Source organism: Winogradskyella undariae, from assembly GCF_013285155.1.
GTDB classification, from domain to species: domain Bacteria; phylum Bacteroidota; class Bacteroidia; order Flavobacteriales; family Flavobacteriaceae; genus Winogradskyella; species Winogradskyella undariae.
This window is the reverse complement of the sequence record NZ_JABTEL010000008.1, coordinates 56775-74780: the sequence shown is the minus strand read 5'-3', so window position 1 is coordinate 74780 and position 18006 is coordinate 56775. Positions and strand designations below refer to the sequence as shown.

Sequence of the window (18006 nt, the reverse complement as noted above, 5' to 3'; positions counted from 1 at the left end):
TTATCGCTTTAATTATTGTTGTAGAGGATCTACAATAATAAATTCAGAACGTCTGTTTTCAGCGTGTTGTGCTTTAGTACATCCAGTAGAACAATCTACTTTAGGTTCTGTTTCACCTTTACCTTCACCTGTAATACGAGATGCGTCAATACCTTTAGAGATTACATACTGTACCGTAGTTTTAGCTCTACGATCAGAAAGACCTGTATTATAAGATTCAGGTCCTCTAGAATCTGTATGAGAGGTTGCATAAATTTTCATTTCAGGATATTTGTTCATAATCTGAACCAATTTATCCAATTCAAATGCGGCTTGTGCAGTAATGTTAGACTTGTCAAATTCGAAGAAAATCGGAGCTAAATCTATAGTTTCAGCTAAGATTAATTTTTCGATAGGATCTAAAGAAATTTGAACATTGTTTTCTTCTTCATTTGTGCCTTTGACTTGTACTTTTTTACTGTCAAAACCATCCATAACAACTTCCAATTCTGTGTTTTCTTCACATTCTATCATGAATTCAACAAGACCTTCTGCGTTTGATGTTTTAGAAACAACCTTATTACCTTCTGCATCAAATAATGTTACTGTTGCACCTGCAATTGGCTCACGTGTTTTATCATCTAAAACTGTAGCATTAATTAATACATCACAAAGCGGTTGTAGTTTTTTAAATTCATAAATATCATCACTTCCTTTTCCGCCAGCTCTGTTAGAAGATACTAAACCTTGGTCATTTTCTTCGTCAATTATAAAGGCAAAATCATCAGTATTACTGTTTATAGGAACGCCAACATTACGAATTGTAGCCATTTTACCATCGATTTCTTTTGTGTAAAACACATCTAATCCACCAAGACCTAAATGCCCGTTAGATGAGAAATATAAGGTATTGTTACTACTAATGTATGGGAACATTTCTTGTGCTTCAGTATTTACTTTTTGTCCCATGTTAACAGGTGCTCCTAAAGTACCATCTATATTAATAGGAGCTTTGTAGATATCAAAGTTTCCATATCCACCTGGCATATTAGAGGCAAAGTATATTGTTTTACCATCTGCACTTACTGAAGGATTTTTTACAGAATAGTTTTCACTGTTAATAGCTAAAGGTTCTACAGTATCCCAATCATCACCTAATTTAGTGGCTTTAAATAAATAAAGTTGACTAAATCTAGCGCTGCTAATTGAATCTTTTTCGTAGTCTTTTTCAAAATAACTTTCTCTTGAAAAATACATTGTTTTACCATCTGGAGAAAAAGAGACTAAACCTTCATGATATTTGGTATTAATCTCATCGTTTGCTAATGTAGCTTCCTGTGAAGTACCATCTGTATTTTTAGTAATGGTATAGATATCTAAAAACGGTTGATCATTCCAACCATAGTTTTTTCTATGATCATTACGACCAGAAGTAATATATAATTTACCATCATTCGTTAGTCCACCAAAGTCTGACTGTTCAGAGTTATAATCTGCATTTTGCACATTAAACTTTTTACCTTGTTCTAAAATTTTAGGGAGGTAATCAGGGTTGGCTCTATAAGCTGTAGCTCTATTATCAGCAGGGCGCAAGGTTGCAAACTTATCCATTTGCACATTAGATGCTTCATACTTTCCATTAGCCTTGAGCATTTGTGAGTACTTAAAAACCATTTCAGGATCACTTGAAGTTTCTAAAGCTTTAGCATACCAGCGTTCTGCTTCTACGGTATTAAAAATGTTATAATAACTTTCTGCTAATTGTCCGTAAACATAGCTGTCTGCTTTTCCTTTTTCAACAAGCTTATTATAATCATCTACAGCCTTTACAAATTCGTAACGGTCAAAATGTTTATCTGCTTTTTTTGTGTCTTTGTTTTGAGCAGTTAAGCAAAAGCCACTCATCAACGTAATAAGTAATAATGTATTAAAGTTTTTCATAATTGTTTTAGCTTAACTGATTAAAAGTATCTAGGTGAACGAGAAACACGTTTTGGGAAATTAAGATCAAATAATAACATGATCTCATGAGATGCAGGCGCGTACGCTTTAATGTCTGATGTTATAGCATCGTATGCGTAACCAATTCTTACAGACGGTGTAATAGCAAAGTTTACTAAACCAGAAAACGAATCATCTAATCTGTAAGAAGCTCCTATTTCAAATTTCTTAAAGAATCTAGCATTTAAGTTAACATCAAAAGACGTAGGTGCATCAAAAGCAGATTTTACCATTACAGAAGGTTTAAGTTCTGTATTAGGTGAAATATCAAACACATAACCACCAGATAAGAAGTAGTGTTGCGTTTCAGATCCTATTTTATAACCATTTGCATCTAAATGCACTGATGATAATAAGTTAGGTGCAGATAAAGACACATAGTATTTATCGGTATAGTAAAATAATCCAGCACCAACGTTTGGAGTGACCTCATTAACATCTTGAGAAAAGAATGCATCAGTTGGATCTACAACATCTAAACTTGTTAAACCGATATCATGAAATGTAGCACCGGCTTTTACACCAAAGGCAAGGCGGTGTTCACCGCCAAGCTTTAGAGTGTACGAAAGATCTACATAAGCATTGGTTTCTGTAACCGGCCCAATATGATCTGAGATTAAAGACAGACCTAAGCCTAGGTTATTACCAAGTGGTGTATGTCCAAAAAATGTTCCTGTTTCAGGTCCCCCATCAATCTTAGTCCATTGATTTCTGTATAATAGTCCAAAAGAAAGGTTTTCTTTTGATCCAGCATAAGCAGGATTTACTATGTTCATATTATACATGTACTGAGTGTACTGAGGGTCTTGTTGTCCGTGCATTTTAAATGCTAAAAGCAAGACCACTATAATAGTGAGTTTTTTCATTATAAGTATTTGATTCGATTAGTTTTTTATTTTGATTATCTGTTAATATAAACCCAAGCACTTTTAGATTTTGCTCCACCTTCATAAATAACGGTGTAGAAATAAGTGCCTACAGGTAAATCATCCCCATCGTTTGTTTGACCATGCCACTCATTTCTATAATTATCTTTAGAATATACAAGTGTTCCGTATCTATTAAATATTTCTAGCTTAGTGACACCAAAACTACTTAAGTCAAACGTGTCGTTTTGACCTGGTGTAACACCTGGTGAAATACCTTCTGGAAAAACACAAGTCTCTAACTCTATTATTGTAAACTCAGCAACACCTATACATCCTGTAGCATTAAATAGGACTTCAATCTCATATAATCCAGCTTCTAAAACAGGGAGAGTCAAACTAGTTTCATCAGCTATTAAACCACCATCTCGATACCAGCTTATAGACACTTCAGATAATGAATAATTTTCAGGAATGGCTTCAATATCTATGGGAGATGAAGCATTAGAACAGACTTCATAATCTACATCTGATGAAAAATTGGTTATCGGCTGATTGCCAATAACTAAATCAAAGCTATTGGTAACATAACAATCTGAGAAATCGACAGACTCTACTCTTACAAAAAGAGTTTCGCCGGTACTGTCATAAGAACCTGACAATGCATTTGTAGCAGATATAGCTTCGGCTTCTGAGGTGTAATAAGACACATGATATTGAGAAGCTTCTTGACCGTTAAGAATTTCGAAATCATGATCCTCTAAATTAAAACTAGCAAAGCCATCATTATCAAAATCGCATGCTATAAAATCTACACTCAATGCTGTATGTGAGGGAGCTGTAGTCATTAGAGAAAATGAGGTTGTAGAAAAACATCCCGAATTATTATTTTCTATTCTCGCATAAACAACTTGAGGATTTGAAATATTACTATAAACAGATGGTAATGGACTTAACTGATCTATAGCATCTTGTTCTGAAACATGATAGCTAATAGTATAATCTGAAGCATTCTGAGATCCTAAAATATAACTGTCATTCTCTTCGAGGTTAAATAGCGCTTGATTGGTTGTTGAACATTCTATTAAATCAATGGCTGGATTAGCGACTGGGACAGCTAAAAACTCAACGACAATTTCATCACTAAGAATACAGTTACTAGAAAATATGACTTGCGCTGTATAGACTCCTGGTTCTGTAGCCGTTATAACAGATCCAGTAGCATCAGCAAGAAGTAACCCATTTTTAAACCAATAATGTTCAAGATTAGGCAAGTTGGTGTCTAAAACCATAGGTTCATTTAAACAACTTGCTGTACCTGCTTCAATAGTAATATCATCACCTAAGTCTAACTCTCCAATATCAAAACTACCAGACTTAAGAAAAATACCGGTATCGTATTGTGTATCTGCATCATCTGCTACAACCAATTTAATATGATAGGTTTCACCAATAACCACAGGAGATTGAGCTGTAAAAACAACGGTTCTACCATTAAAATTCATTGGTGGTAAATCTTCAGTGATGTATTCTCCAAAATACTCCTCATTAATCGCTGGACAAGACGCATTTTCTGGATGAATATTTGTTGTTAAAATCGGTGTTGTAGTCCCCGGTATTACAGCTAAATTGGTGGTATTGTTTTCTGCATCCGTTAAGAGAAAAGCAAAAGCATCTGAATACGTACACTCATCTGTTCCGCCTGTTGCTCCTGTGTATTCTTCTGAAGCCATCATAAAATCAAAACTAATAGTGTTTGATAATGGCACAAAATCAAATTCAATTATAGTTGCATTTCTAGAGGATACCCCTAAAAGATCGTCTAAATCTGAATCTCCAAGCCACGATGTTCCTCCCGAATTTATTAATTCATCATTGGGTCCTGCGGCCTCTACAACATGTCCTGTGCTTAATAATAGGCCTTCTTCAAAAGGAAAACCATCACCATCCATAGAGAAATAACCAATACCATTAGGCTGACTATCATCAAAATTAATACCTGTAGAATAAGTAATATTAGAGACTTGAGCGCAGGGACTATTAAACAAGATATCGCGTACTAATTCGTCTACAGTATATACATTATCGCTTACTTCTATACTATTAAAACCTTTTCTTATACATAAATCAAAAGTGACGTTTTCATCTTCAGAGCCTGCTGAGAATACTCTAATATAGTAAGTGTCACCAATGGTCAATTGAGGGGTAACACTAGAGTTTGAATCTGAACAATACAATTCATTAAGACTCCCACAAGCACCTTCGTAAACGGCATGATTAAGACCTGAAGATACTTCGTTTTCTACAATATTTATAAACTCTATGATTTGAATATCATTTAAAGCGACAAACTGAAACCACACATCATCATCAGGGTCTCCTTCACAAGATGTTCCTGAGACATTAGATGGCGTTGCAGATAATATAGTCCCATAATTTAATAGCGTACAATCATCACCTGTATTTACGACTGCTATTTCAGCATTTAAACACTCATCATTTTCGGGAAGACAAGCTCTTACTACTATGGGTAAACTATCATATACACAATTAATATCTTGGTCATTACTTAAAGTATAGATGACATCGGTAAAGAAAGGAAAGGGTCCAATTTGATAAGTTCCAACGGCATTTATAGTGGTCGTATTTAAATCTATGTTATTAGATAAGGTTAAAGATGAAGCAGTACCTAAAGAGGTAACATTAACATCTAATAAAAACTGATCACCAGTATCACAATCATCTACAATTGTAAAGGTTGATTCTGAATTTGTACAGGTAGCACAATTAACGGTATAATTAATACCGCCTCTCATAGGATCATCTCCATTAGCACAACTTGATGGTACAAAATCATCTGAAGCAACATAAAAAGAAATTCTATTTCCTGTAGACGTATAGGTCACACCTGTTAAATCACCTTCGTCACCGAAAAAATAATCCTCAAAAGCAACTATAGAAGAGCCATCGGTATCAATAACAACCAATGGATCCCAGCCTTGTTGAACATAACCAGACTGAAAAGTTAATGTTAAAGGAGTACCATCTGTACTCGTAAAAGTAAATACTTCAGGGTTAGTCACGCCTCCATCTCCATAACACAGTGACTCTACTAAAGGACCTGCACTACAATCTACTATAAAATTCGTTTGTATAGGCGTCGTAAAAGTTAAGGGTCCTGCCCAAATACTATTCCCATTGGTACAATTTGCTCTTACATATACTTCATACGCCGTTCCAAACAATAAATCATTTGCAATAATATTGGTTACTGTAGACGCTATACCCGAAGCTGGAATACCAGATCCTGAAGGTTGTACAACATACTCCCAAGACGTTTCACTATCATTTGCGTCCCAATAAAAACTAGCAGATGCACTTGAAGTATTAGAATTCACATAGTTAAGAGAAAGTGTTGGTGAAATACAAAATGTCCCACAGGTTTCTACACGGACTAAATCTATAGACATGTCTGCTCGACTACTAAGAGTGATTCGTGTATTCTTAAATCTAAGATATATAGATTGTCCGAGATAAGCATCCAAATTAACACCTACCGGAACCCAAGCTTCAGAACTAGAAGTCTGTAATTCACCTGTCCATGTAAATACATTTGTAAAGGGGCCCGAAATTGAAGTAGAAACTCCAACTTCTAATTCTCCCATATTATCACCATAAGCATGCAGATAAAAAGACAATTCTGCCCCATCTGTAGCTGTAGTAAGATCAATAACGGGACTAATTATTGATGATGAGGCCTGGTTAACATTACCTGATGCTTCATAATTCATATAATGTGAACCGCTAAATGCTGAACTTGGCCCAGTTCCACTACTATCAGAATTACCGGGCACTTCCCAATTACCACCAATATTATTAGTTGTGATATCCCCTACCCATCCATCAGAATCATCAAATTCTTCTGTAAATACGTAAGTAGAATTATTAGAAGAACAAGACACCCCAACTGGTGAGGGTATGGTTTGACATAAAGCTATTGAACTCCCAAGCAAACAGAAAGCTAAAAAGGTCAGTTTGAAGATATTCTTTTTCATTTTATTTTTTATTTAATGCGATAAAAAAATTAGTCAATTTTTAAACAGACAACTGTTAAACCCTAAATCAATAAAAACAACAAAAGCCACATAGTAAAATTAAGTGGCTTCTGTGTGCTTTAATAAATTTATTGTTTAATTACGCGTATCGTTTGCGTCACACTTTCAATAGTAACCTTAACAAAATAAGTACCAGTACTTAAGCTAGACATATCTAACTCACTTGCAATACTATTAGGAGCTGTATGTAACACCTTTTGCCCCAACATATTGTACACTATTATATTTTCAATACTTTTTTGAGCATTCAATGACAACGTGTTTTTAACTGGATTAGGATAGTAAGTAAATGCAGATTCGTTAACCAGATCGTCAATACTTAAAGTAGCACAAGACACTGTTGCTTCCCAACCTGTTAAATTAGTATAAGGATTAGATCTAAACTCAATAGTTAAGGCTCCTGATGCATCTGTAGAGGTAAAAGAATCACCAACATGAAGTTCACTATCGGCTACAATTGTATTATCGCCATTACTACTGTCTTGCCCACACAATGTTTGTGCTAAAACAGGATAGGTATTATCTGGCCCATTATAAATAGTTAAATAGTCATAACAACCATCTTGCTCACCTGTACCAAAAGTATCAACCTCTATATCAACATATGTAAATGTAATAGTTACGGCTTCTCCGGCTGAATCTGGAAGAATAGTCGAAGACGAAAATTCAGATTCCGAATAATTACCATCGCTACCACCACCATCTACAAAAAGACCACCACAAGCTGGAGGAATAATTGCAGTTGCAAATGGATACGGACCTACCCATAAAGAAACTCCTTCTGCACCACAATCGGCCTGCACATAAACTTCGTAATGGTTATCAGCTGTTAAACCTGTAAGAGTATAAGGATTTGTAACTCCTGTTACTGTTGCTACTCCTGTAGCTGTTTCACCTGCTGTTAAATTAACAACTTCAATATTCCAAGTAGTACCATTACCATTAGCTGTCCACGCGACGTCTGCTGTAGTTAATGTAATATTTGATACAGATAAATCTGTAGGAGCCATACAAGCAGGCGCCTCTCCAAAAGTAACATCATCAATAGCAATATCATCGTCAACATCACCAGGCGCAATAACTTCAGAATATGTAAAACGCGCTTGTGCTGGTCCGGTAAACGTTAAACCACTAATGTCTAAAGTTTTCAATTCCCAACCTACTGTATTTGTATTATAAGTTGCCATTAGATTCCAAGCTGCACCATCCCAAACTTCGACATCTAGTTGTGCATTTTCTGAATCTTCAGAATTACTTATTTCATAAAAACTTAATGCTGGTGTTGTCAATGTACTTACATCTACTAAAGGGCTCAACAAATATCTAGGACCATGATCCTGAGAAGCATCTGCTGCGGCATAGAAACCTCCTGTCACTGTACTTCCTATTAGTACACCATGATCACCAACATGACTTAATCCTGAATCTTGAAAAATCCAATCTTCCTCACCCGAATCACTATACATTCTCCAACATTCTGGTATAGCACCACCATTATCAAAACCTTCTGTATAAGGCGCTGTAAGCGCATTACAATCCGTTTGAAATGATACTGGTCCTATCCAAAACGAATTTCCATCGGTGGCACCACAATTTGACTGTACATAAAATTCATAATTGGTATTTGGCAATAAACCAGTTATTGTATATGGATTAGTAACTTCAGATAGTGTTGCCACACCTGTTGCAGTTTCGCTTGCAGTTAGATTAACAATTTCAATATTCCAAGCTACAGCAGTACCAGTTTCTGTCCATACCAAATCTGCTGTTGTAGCCGTAACATTTGCAACTGTTAAATCTGCAGGAAAAATACAAGCTATAGGGTTATCAAAAATAACATCATCAATAGCAATATCATCATCACCACCTCCATTAGGTTCAGAAAAGGTAAAACGTGCCTGTGTTGGCCCAGTAAATGTTAAACCACTTAGATCTATAGATTTCAATTCCCAATCCACTGTATTTGTATTATATGTTGCCATAAGATTCCACGCAGCACCATCCCAAACTTCGACATCTAATTGTGCATTATTTGAATCCTCAGCATTACTCAGTTCATAAAAACGTAATTCTGGTGTTGTTAATGTACTTACATCCACTATAGGACTCAATAAATATCTAGGACCATGGCTACTCGACGCATCACAAACAGCATAATAGCCATTTGATAGTGTAGCCCCTGTTATGTCACCACCATCGCCTACATGATTTGGACCAGAATCTCTAAAAAACCAATCTTCTTCTCCTGAATCACTAGACATTGTCCAACAATCTGGAATACCACCAGCATTCTCAAAATTTTGAGTGTAAGGAGCTGTAAAAGCTTCACAAGTCGTCGTAAATGCCATTGGACCTACCCAAATAGATGGCCCTTCTGCGCCACAATCAGCTTGCACATAAAATTCATAATCGTTATTAGCCGTTAAACCAGATAAAGTATAAGGGTTAGTAACGCCACTAACAGTTGAAGCACCCGTTACAGATCCACCTGCAGTAATATCAACAACTTCCAAATTCCAAGAAGTAGCTGTACCATTCTCTGTCCAGGCTAAATCGGCCGTGACATTAGATGTATTTATCACTGTTAAATCTGTAGGCTCCATACATGCAGGGAATGTGTCGTTTACAAAATTATCAACAAATAATTCCCAATTACTATAAGATGTTGTCCTAACTGCAACGTAAATCGATTGTCCATTATAAGAAGAAAGGTCCAAAGTCACTTTAGTCCATTCATCAGGAGCTTCGCTTTCTGACTGTAGAATTACAGTAAAGTCCGTAGCAGTAGCTGTGGCTGTAGACAACAATACCTCGTAAGGCTCTGAAAACAAACCACTTCTTGATTTGGTATAAAATGTTAATCTATCGTTTAAACCAGAAGTCACCGAAATTTGAGGTGTAACTAAGTAATCATCGTTAGCAGCGTCATATCCCGATTCAATCCTTGCAATAGCAACACCATCTTGCGCACCTTCATCTTCTGGTGTATCATCCCAGACCCAACCATTTGTACTAGAAAGATCTAAAATAGTCCATGTCGCTGGTATTTCGGTTTCAAAGCTCTCTGTAAATTGAGCATTAGACTGCCAACAAAAAGCAATCATTAGAATAAATAGAAAAGTAATTTTTTTCATAAAGTCAAGATTAAATAGTTAGTGTTTTTTTTTAGTTTAAAAACGGAATCTTCTTAAAGAGAATTAAATATTTTAAACTTATGAAGCTCAAGTTGAACATTATCTTCCTTATTTTTGAATTTTAAGGGTTATCAAAAGGTAATCATGTTAAAATTAATAAAAAAAAATAAGCGCAAAAACCTGAAAAACAACTTGTTAACAAAATAAATAAATTACAACAAAAAATAACGAGATATTACTAAATAAATGAGAATTAAGTAAAACTTCGGACTTTTACTTGAATTTATCTTAAAAAAAACAACGGCAACTAAAGTAGTGCTTACCTAAAAAAATAATGACAAGCAAAAAAATTAACATATGAACGACTCTAAAAAATAAAAACATTAGAGTTCAATATAAGGCTTAAAAACGCATTGATTTCAATAAAAAATCACTCCAAAATCATGATTATCACAAAAAAATCCATATAAATTTAAATGCCTTAATTATATGATAAACTTTTATTATCATTATAAGATTTAAATAATCTCTGGATTCAAAAAGAAAAATAACAACTCTTTTTTTTGGAGAAGAATTAGCATCTCAAACGAACAAAATCATAAAGTAATTATGTTTTTAAATACCTTAAAAAAATCAAGCATACTCTTTTTTACCCTCCTTTTTGGTAACACATGCTATGCGCAAAATAATGAACCCTTAATTAAAATTAGTGATTTAGACAGTTTACACAATCAATTTTACGGACAAGCTTCTGAAGAAGCTTATTTTGTGCATAACAAACTTTTAAGACAATCAAAAAAACTATCTTACGACCAAGGCATACTTTCCGCTTATAAATCATTAATGTGGTATTATGGCGTAAATTCAAAACCAAATATTGATAGTGTTTTACATTATGCCGATCTTTTTGAAACAAAAATGGCTACAAAAAGTATAAAAGAAGATACCCTACTAATTAAAAGATTAAAACTTCCTCAATATTATTTAAATAAAGGGCAAATATTAGCTAATGGATTTGGATTGCCCGAACAAGGCTTAAAAAGCTATTTTAAGGTTTATCCATTAATTTCAAAGGGAGATACAAAATTATTTATAGCCTACAACATCTCAATCGCTGAAATTTACTACCACAAATTCCAATACGATAAAGCACTCGAAGTACTGACCCCGTTATTAAAAGATACTGTTAATGTAGGCGATTTTACAAAAAAGCTTTTATTAAAAAATATTTCTGCAAATTATGTTCACAAAAAAAGACCTGAAAAAAGCTATCCTTTACATAAAGAACTATTAAAATTAGCCATAAAAAATAATGACATTCCAGAAATCTGGTGGACTAAAAATAAGTTAGCAAATGATTATTATAACTTAGGCGATATCCAAAAGGCCATTGACTCGGCCCTAGCTGTGAGAAAATATTGCTTAGAAAACAAAGACTATCAGCTTATTTTTAATAACACGGCTTATTTAAGCACATTCTATCATGCGGCAGGAAATCTAGACAAAGCAATTACCTACAGAAAAGAAGCCTCTAAACTTGCACATGGCTCTGAATATAAAAAAGATTCCTACGATAGACTGGCTGAATATTACACAGAGAATAAGCAATATTTAAAAGCTGTAGATATATATCAAAAAAAAGATGCATTAGTGGACAGTTTAAGATCTAATGAAAAAAAAGCGCTTTCCAATTATATTGACTCTAACATAAAACTCCTCAAAGAAAAACAAAAAAGTCAACAAATGCTTTTCGACATGGAGTTGTTAGAAATTAAAAACAAAAAACAGGAACTCTATTATTTAACTATTAGTGCCATACTTGCAAGTATAATTTTACTATTAGGAAGTATTCTATTATTTAGAAAATATAAAAAAGGAGAAAAAATTATAGAAGTTCTAATGAATAATGAGAAAAAATTACTTGAAGAAAAAATTATACTTCGTGAAAACGAACTTGAAGCTTCTGCTATTGCATTATCACAACGTATAGAAACACTAACATTAATTAAAAACGAACTAAACGAAATAAAAAAACCAGTAATACCAAAGTTAGAAGCTGCTAAGCAAAAAGTAAACGACCTTATTAAATCTGCTTCTGATGTATCTATTATTACAAAAAGAATAGAATCTGAATACCCAACCATGTCGGCTAAATTACTAAACAAATATCCAAACCTATCAGATACACAAATTCGCTATTGCTTATTAACTAAAATGAATTTGTCTATAAAAGAAACGGCCACCATCTTAAATGTAACACCAGATACGGTAAAAGTAGCCCGAAGCCGATTAAAGAAAAAACTAAACATACCTACAGAGGTGTCCATTAAAATGTTCTTAGACCAACTCTCTAAAGAATAGCGCAACAACGGTTTAAAACGCTCCTTATCATATAAGGAATTTAAAAACCTTAAAACCCATAACTCACACTTAAACAAGTAAATTAGACACTAAAAAACAAAACAGAGTTAATAGGATTAAAAAAAGATAAAGATTTTTAACACCTAATTGGTGGAGGTCCCTTTCGGTTTCACCTACAGCGACTTCTCACATATAAGCTAGCATAATATAAGGTCTTAAAAGTTCACCAAACATTCGTAGCGCTTTCTTTAACCCTAATCTCATACAGATACGCAGAAATCTTGGAAGGTTAGGGTGTTCTAAGTGGTTTTATGGCGGGCCTTTTTACACACTACCACCAGCAAAAAAGAGCAAACCATCCAAAGTCCCCTTTAATCTAATAAATGAATTGTTATTCTCATTAATAATTAAAATTTTAGACACGGACAACCTATGGCATAAAGTAGCTATAACATATCGCGGTAAATACCCAAAACTTTTTAGTATAATAAAGTAAATTAAGGAAGAATACCGATCTAGAATGGGTTAAAACTAGCCGACTATAAATCCAAATCTTACAGCTAGTAAACGATCACTTTACCTAACAACTAGAAACCAGACGCATAAAAAACAGTTCAAAAAACAAACAATTCATTTGTAGGTGTTTACAATAAAACAGCCCATTTTAAAATAATGTTCTAAAATTCAAATAAAAAACACAACCTAAACTGAAGAAATAACACCAACACCCGAAATCCAATTAAGAATTCTATAAAAATGAAAACCTCACAATGCACCACCGACACAAACAACCATTTAGCAACACTCCAAACAAGAGCTACGTCGGGTATGCGTCGGGTGTACCTCGGGTAAGCCTCGGGTCAGACCACTAGTAATTTAAAAAGTCAGACATGTAAGAAACAGAAATCTAACAATTCTAATAACAGCTAACCACCAAAAACCGCATTAAAACCACATTAAAAACGCATTAAAAACGCATTAAAAACGAAAAAAGAACTAAAAAAGAACTAAAAAAAAACTAAAAAAGAACAAAAACAATAAGAACAATCAGGCACCTCTTAAACAAGAAAAAAGCTACAATAAAACAGGAATAAAATAAGAGTAAAACAAGAGTGAAGCAAGAGAGAAGCAAGAAGTTATAATAAATGAAAGACCTTTTTAAGAGGAATAAATTTACTAAAACCTCACAATCACCACCTATCTAACCAAATAAGCCACTAAAAAACGGAACTGAGTCAATAGATTAAAAAAAATATAAAGAGTTTTGAATCGCAATGAATAAATAAGATTCTAAACCCTAAAGTTTTCAAAATTTAACGGTGATAAACACAGCAACCATGAAAAATTATTACACTGTTTTGCTCATTATTGGTATCGCAACACTTCTAGCGAGTTTCCTTCCCATCTTATTAAAAAAATTCAGAATCAGTTTCACAATTCCCCTATTACTATTAGGAGCCATTTTGTATTATTTAAAAACCCCGCTCCCTTGGCCAAACCCCGTCTGGGATATTGATATCACTTTAAGGTTTTCAGAATTAGTCGTCATTATCAGCTTAATGGTGGCGGGTCTAAAAATCGGACTTAACTACTCATGGAGAGAGTGGCTTATGCCCTTACGCTTACTCGGCTTTACCATGCCTTTATTCATGTTGGTCGTCTTTCTAATCGCCTATTACCTTTTAGAGTTTGATGGGCCGGTGGCCTTACTATTAGCTGCGGTTTTAGCGCCTACAGACCCTGCTTTAGCGTCAGAAATACAACTCAATAAAAAACAAACTATCGACACTAAAAATGTAGGCGTTCAGTATAATCTTACCGCAGAAGCCGGACTCAATGACGGCCTAGCTTTTCCCTTTGTATTTCTAGCTATTGTATGGTCTCAAAACGGAACTTTAGGCATCCAAGAATGGAAAGAATGGCTGTGGTACTACATGCTTTTTAAAATTACCGTTGGGCTATTGGTGGGGGTCGCTATCGGTTTCGCCTACAGTTACTTCACATGTAAGCTAGCTAAATATAACCTCTTAAAAGTACACCAAGCATTCGTAGCGCTTTCGTTAACCCTAATTTCATACGGGCTCGCAGAGATTTTAGATGGCTATGGCTTTCTAAGTGTTTTTATGGCTGGCCTTTTTGCACACTACCACCAACATACTAAAAACAAAACAACTGAAAGCGACCCAAGCTTAGACTTCATCACTAACGTAGAAAAGTTTCTTATTATCTTTTGGATGATTTTCTTTGGGGGCTCTTTAGTCGGTGGCATCCTTAACTTCAACTCCATTGCCACAATAGCATTTGGTACTTTCTTAGTGTGCATTGCACGTCCCTTTTTAGGCTATTTTAGCTTGTACAAAGCTAAACTCACTTCTAAAAAAAAATGGGCCATATCCTTTTTTGGCATCCGCGGTATCGGTTCTGTGTTTTACCTCACTTATGCCATTAAACATGGTAACTTTAAAGATATCAATCACATATTCTCTATCGTCGCATTGATCATTTTACTATCCATTTTACTACATGGAGTCACAACAAAACGATTAATCTCTAAAATTGAAAAAGATTAAATAACAAATACAATAACCTAATGCACTAACTTTTAAATGATTTGAGCTAAAAACCCTATTCTATAGGTTGTACTTTTAGTCGGAATTTAAAGACTAACATAATGAAATACTTTTATAACATTTTTGCAATAACCTTAGTAACACTTTCTTTTTCTTGTAAAAATGAAACGTCAGAGAAAAGCATTCTAGAGACCAGAAACCCAATGAACGAAGAACTCACCGATACGCGGAACTATGAGTCGGATGGAAACTTCAAGGAAGACACTTATACCTACGAAGAAAAAACAGACAGTATAAACGAAAACTGGAACCTTAACAGCCCTGAACGTCAAATGGAACTCTATGCAAGGTTTAAAATGACCGATATGCAACAACAACGTTACGAAACAGCATTAACCAAATGGTGGGATTCTGAAACAGAGGATTCTTTCGAAAAACACTCTGCAAACAAACGTATTGAAGTCGAATCTAATATCTTAAAGAACATCCTTAATGAAGATCAGTACGAAAACTATGAAGAATGGGCTGATGATAACAATAAAAGATAGTATTGCCCAAACATTCAAAAATACCATTACCTAAAGGCTCTCTTCCGTGATTAATATAACAATTAGGATAAAGTTCGATTAAGGCTTTAAACTGTGCTTTATCTAAATACCTGGGTCTCTTTACAAAGTGAAGATAACGCTGTAACCTTTTTGTTCTTCCAAAAATGATCAAACCTAAGTTAAGATAAACTCTAAAGCTACTACTCCAGAAGTATGAGAACTTTAGTCTAATTATTTTTGATATTTTTCAACAATATCCAAATGCTTATTATGCAATTTTAAATACACTAATAAATCGCAAGGGTAACCATTTTTTGATTTCTTATAATGCTCTGGAAGTGGACTGTATTTTTCGGCCATGAGATTATGAAAATGCTGTAACTTCATGTAATAATCTATAATATACTCATAACCTTTTATTACTATCTTAACTTCTGTAACATGGGTTTTTAAAATAATATAGCCTTCCTTTCTTATTTTTTCAAAATTTATAAGCCCTTTAATAAAATCGTGATCTTTTCTGTTTTCATAAAACCATATAAGCTTTTCACGCTCTGTATGTGTATCACTATAATTAATTAGAGCTTCTGTAGTATGCTCTTCATTTGATTTTATATTCGCTATTTTTTCAATATCAGCAATTACACCACTTGCATCATTATATAATTTATATTGAAATTTAAGATAAATACTGATATCCTGTAAAGATGTTCTTAAGGAACTAAAACTGTCAAACCAAATGATAAAATCGTCAAATAGAACATTCTTCTTAAATGCCTTTAAATCAGCTATCAATTGTTGATACTGAGCTTTTATCAACTTATAATCTTCACTAGGTCTAAATTTTACCAGCTCGTCTTTTGAGTAATAAAAACCTAAACTATATGTTTTATTAAGATCTATAACATTTGTTAGCTTATTACAAACATAGATATCATCTACATGTATCTCATCTTTTGTCTCAATAAAAAGATCTAAATAATAACCTGAATCAGATAGAAATGTCATGCCTTCACAACCTTTATTACAGTATTCACAGATTCCGAAAAAAACATCATCAAAAGCTTCACATCCATTTGCCTTAGCTGTTCTAAATCCTTTTTCTAAGCTACTAATAAATTTGTTTTTTGTAACATTCATGTAAGACTTGTCATCGTCTAGCAATTGATGGAGTGCTGTAATGTCAAAATCTTTTATGGCTTGTATTATCTGCGTTTGCATTATTTGCTTTTAGGCTTTAATTATAGAATCATCTAAAAACTTTTATAAGCGCTTTAGAAACCATTAACGCATTTGGCAATTTAAATTAAATAGGGCATAAAAAAACTGATAAGAATCAATTTTACTAAAAACAGGACTGTTTATATTTTTAAGTATATTTCTTTCTCTCATTAGAATAGACAGAAAAAAAAGTGCACATTTTTACATGTGCACTTAACCTATTCCCCCTAGGAATTTATATTAACTAACTAATATACTCTCCAAATATAAGATTGTTTTTTAACTTTTTATTACGGTTTTCCACATTATGCCTAATTTAGATAGAGTCTTATGTATTAATTATCTTCATCAAAAAAATATTCATGTATTTTAATTAGATCACCACCTCCCAATTTGCACTAAATCTTTTGATTCTTTAAAAAAAATCCCCAAAGATCTTTCATTATATAATAACTTCATCTCTTCTGAATAATCAGTTGCAAAATACATACCTCCTTCTAATTTATAAAAAGGAATAACTAATTTACTTTTAACTTTCACCCCTTTATTCACAACTTTTCCTTCTTTCAATGTGGTTTATAAAGCATTTTCATCTTTTTCTCCAAAAGACACCCTTAGATAAGCAACCATCATATTTAACCACTCATCCGCATCAATTAAATACCACGTAATTTTATCAAAATTAATACCGTTAGCACTAATCCATCTTTGACTCGTAAAAGCAAATAAAACTTGTTTCTTTCAATTTAATAGAGGCTTATCTACGGGTATAAGAAATCACAAAAACGGCTGACATATCTTTTAATTTTCCCCCATCAAAATCTAAGGTTTTTAAAGAAAAACTTGATAATTAAGGATGATTTACAAGAATGTACTGTGTTGCATTAAGTTCTGCACGCTCTTCCATTTGCTTTACTGCAGCAATCCCAGTTCCAACGGCTAACAAGCCTCCTGTTATGCCAGCAGCTAAAGCTCCATCATTTTGAGCTGTAATTTTTGATTGAAATACCAATATGCAAACAACAATAAAAAGTACTATTTTTTCATTTAATAATTGATTTAAATAATATTATTAATACCTATTTGAGGTTTCCTGTAATTCTTCAAATAAAAAAGACAACTATTTCTAGTTGCCTTTAAACATCAATACACTTATAACATAAAATCCCCTACAACTTTATACTAAGAATAGTGTCGATGTCTTTATCTAT

At 33.6% G+C, this 18006-nt stretch carries 10 protein-coding genes; 3 read left to right on the top strand and 7 right to left on the bottom strand.

The features are described 5' to 3' along the window. Nucleotides 1-12 precede the first annotated feature (12 nt). The 4 genes from HSX10_RS11940 to HSX10_RS11925 all read right to left on the bottom strand — a co-directional run bounded on the left by HSX10_RS11940 (nucleotide 13) and on the right by HSX10_RS11925 (nucleotide 10095). Complete coding sequence (locus tag HSX10_RS11940) at nucleotides 13-1920, bottom strand: OmpA family protein (RefSeq protein ID WP_173588454.1); 1908 nt, start codon at nucleotides 1918-1920, stop codon at nucleotides 13-15. A 20-nt stretch (nucleotides 1921-1940) separates the two neighbouring features. Beyond that, on the bottom strand, nucleotides 1941-2846 hold the full coding sequence (locus HSX10_RS11935; protein ID WP_173588453.1) for a PorP/SprF family type IX secretion system membrane protein: 906 nt from the start codon (nucleotides 2844-2846) through the stop codon (nucleotides 1941-1943). A 35-nt stretch (nucleotides 2847-2881) separates the two neighbouring features. Beyond that, entirely contained in the window at nucleotides 2882-6901 is a 4020-nt protein-coding gene (locus HSX10_RS11930) for a choice-of-anchor L domain-containing protein (protein WP_173588452.1), read from the bottom strand. A 128-nt stretch (nucleotides 6902-7029) separates the two neighbouring features. Next, complete coding sequence (locus tag HSX10_RS11925; RefSeq protein WP_173588451.1) at nucleotides 7030-10095, bottom strand: T9SS-dependent choice-of-anchor J family protein; 3066 nt, start codon at nucleotides 10093-10095, stop codon at nucleotides 7030-7032. A gap of 609 nt (nucleotides 10096-10704) precedes the next feature. On the opposite strand from HSX10_RS11925, the gene HSX10_RS11920 reads away from it, so the two are divergent. The 3 genes from HSX10_RS11920 (at nucleotide 10705) to HSX10_RS11910 (ending at nucleotide 15574) form a co-directional block, all read left to right on the top strand. After that, entirely contained in the window at nucleotides 10705-12456 is a 1752-nt protein-coding gene (locus HSX10_RS11920; RefSeq protein WP_173588450.1) for a tetratricopeptide repeat protein, read from the top strand. Between the two features lie 1337 nt (nucleotides 12457-13793). After that, nucleotides 13794-15026: a cation:proton antiporter gene (locus tag HSX10_RS11915; protein ID WP_173588449.1), complete on the top strand. Its 1233-nt coding sequence runs from the start codon at nucleotides 13794-13796 to the stop codon at nucleotides 15024-15026. A 101-nt stretch (nucleotides 15027-15127) separates the two neighbouring features. Next, on the top strand, nucleotides 15128-15574 hold the full coding sequence (locus tag HSX10_RS11910) for a hypothetical protein (RefSeq protein WP_173588448.1): 447 nt from the start codon (nucleotides 15128-15130) through the stop codon (nucleotides 15572-15574). Between the two features lie 231 nt (nucleotides 15575-15805). On the opposite strand, the gene HSX10_RS11905 is transcribed toward HSX10_RS11910, so the two are convergent. From HSX10_RS11905 to HSX10_RS18745, 3 genes are all read right to left on the bottom strand, one after another. Then, a complete protein-coding gene (locus HSX10_RS11905; RefSeq protein WP_173588447.1) occupies nucleotides 15806-16795 on the bottom strand; it encodes a hypothetical protein in 990 nt (329 codons plus the stop codon). Nucleotides 16796-17173: 378 nt separating this feature from the next. Next, complete coding sequence (locus HSX10_RS18750; protein ID WP_246293643.1) at nucleotides 17174-17365, bottom strand: hypothetical protein; 192 nt, start codon at nucleotides 17363-17365, stop codon at nucleotides 17174-17176. 280 nt (nucleotides 17366-17645) lie between these two features. Further along, a complete protein-coding gene (locus HSX10_RS18745) occupies nucleotides 17646-17807 on the bottom strand; it encodes a hypothetical protein (RefSeq protein ID WP_254453237.1) in 162 nt (53 codons plus the stop codon). Nucleotides 17808-18006: the final 199 nt, after the last annotated feature.

Bases quoted from the DNA above. Each gene is read 5' to 3' on its own strand.
- HSX10_RS11940 (WP_173588454.1), bottom strand. From the start codon at position 1,920: ATGAAAAACTTTAATACATTATTACTTATTACGTTGATGAGTGGCTTT.
- HSX10_RS11935 (WP_173588453.1), bottom strand. From the start codon at position 2,846: ATGAAAAAACTCACTATTATAGTGGTCTTGCTTTTAGCATTTAAAATG.
- HSX10_RS11930 (WP_173588452.1), bottom strand. From the start codon at position 6,901: ATGAAAAAGAATATCTTCAAACTGACCTTTTTAGCTTTCTGTTTGCTT.
- HSX10_RS11925 (WP_173588451.1), bottom strand. From the start codon at position 10,095: ATGAAAAAAATTACTTTTCTATTTATTCTAATGATTGCTTTTTGTTGG.
- HSX10_RS11920 (WP_173588450.1), top strand. From the start codon at position 10,705: ATGTTTTTAAATACCTTAAAAAAATCAAGCATACTCTTTTTTACCCTC.
- HSX10_RS11915 (WP_173588449.1), top strand. From the start codon at position 13,794: ATGAAAAATTATTACACTGTTTTGCTCATTATTGGTATCGCAACACTT.
- HSX10_RS11910 (WP_173588448.1), top strand. From the start codon at position 15,128: ATGAAATACTTTTATAACATTTTTGCAATAACCTTAGTAACACTTTCT.
- HSX10_RS11905 (WP_173588447.1), bottom strand. From the start codon at position 16,795: ATGCAAACGCAGATAATACAAGCCATAAAAGATTTTGACATTACAGCA.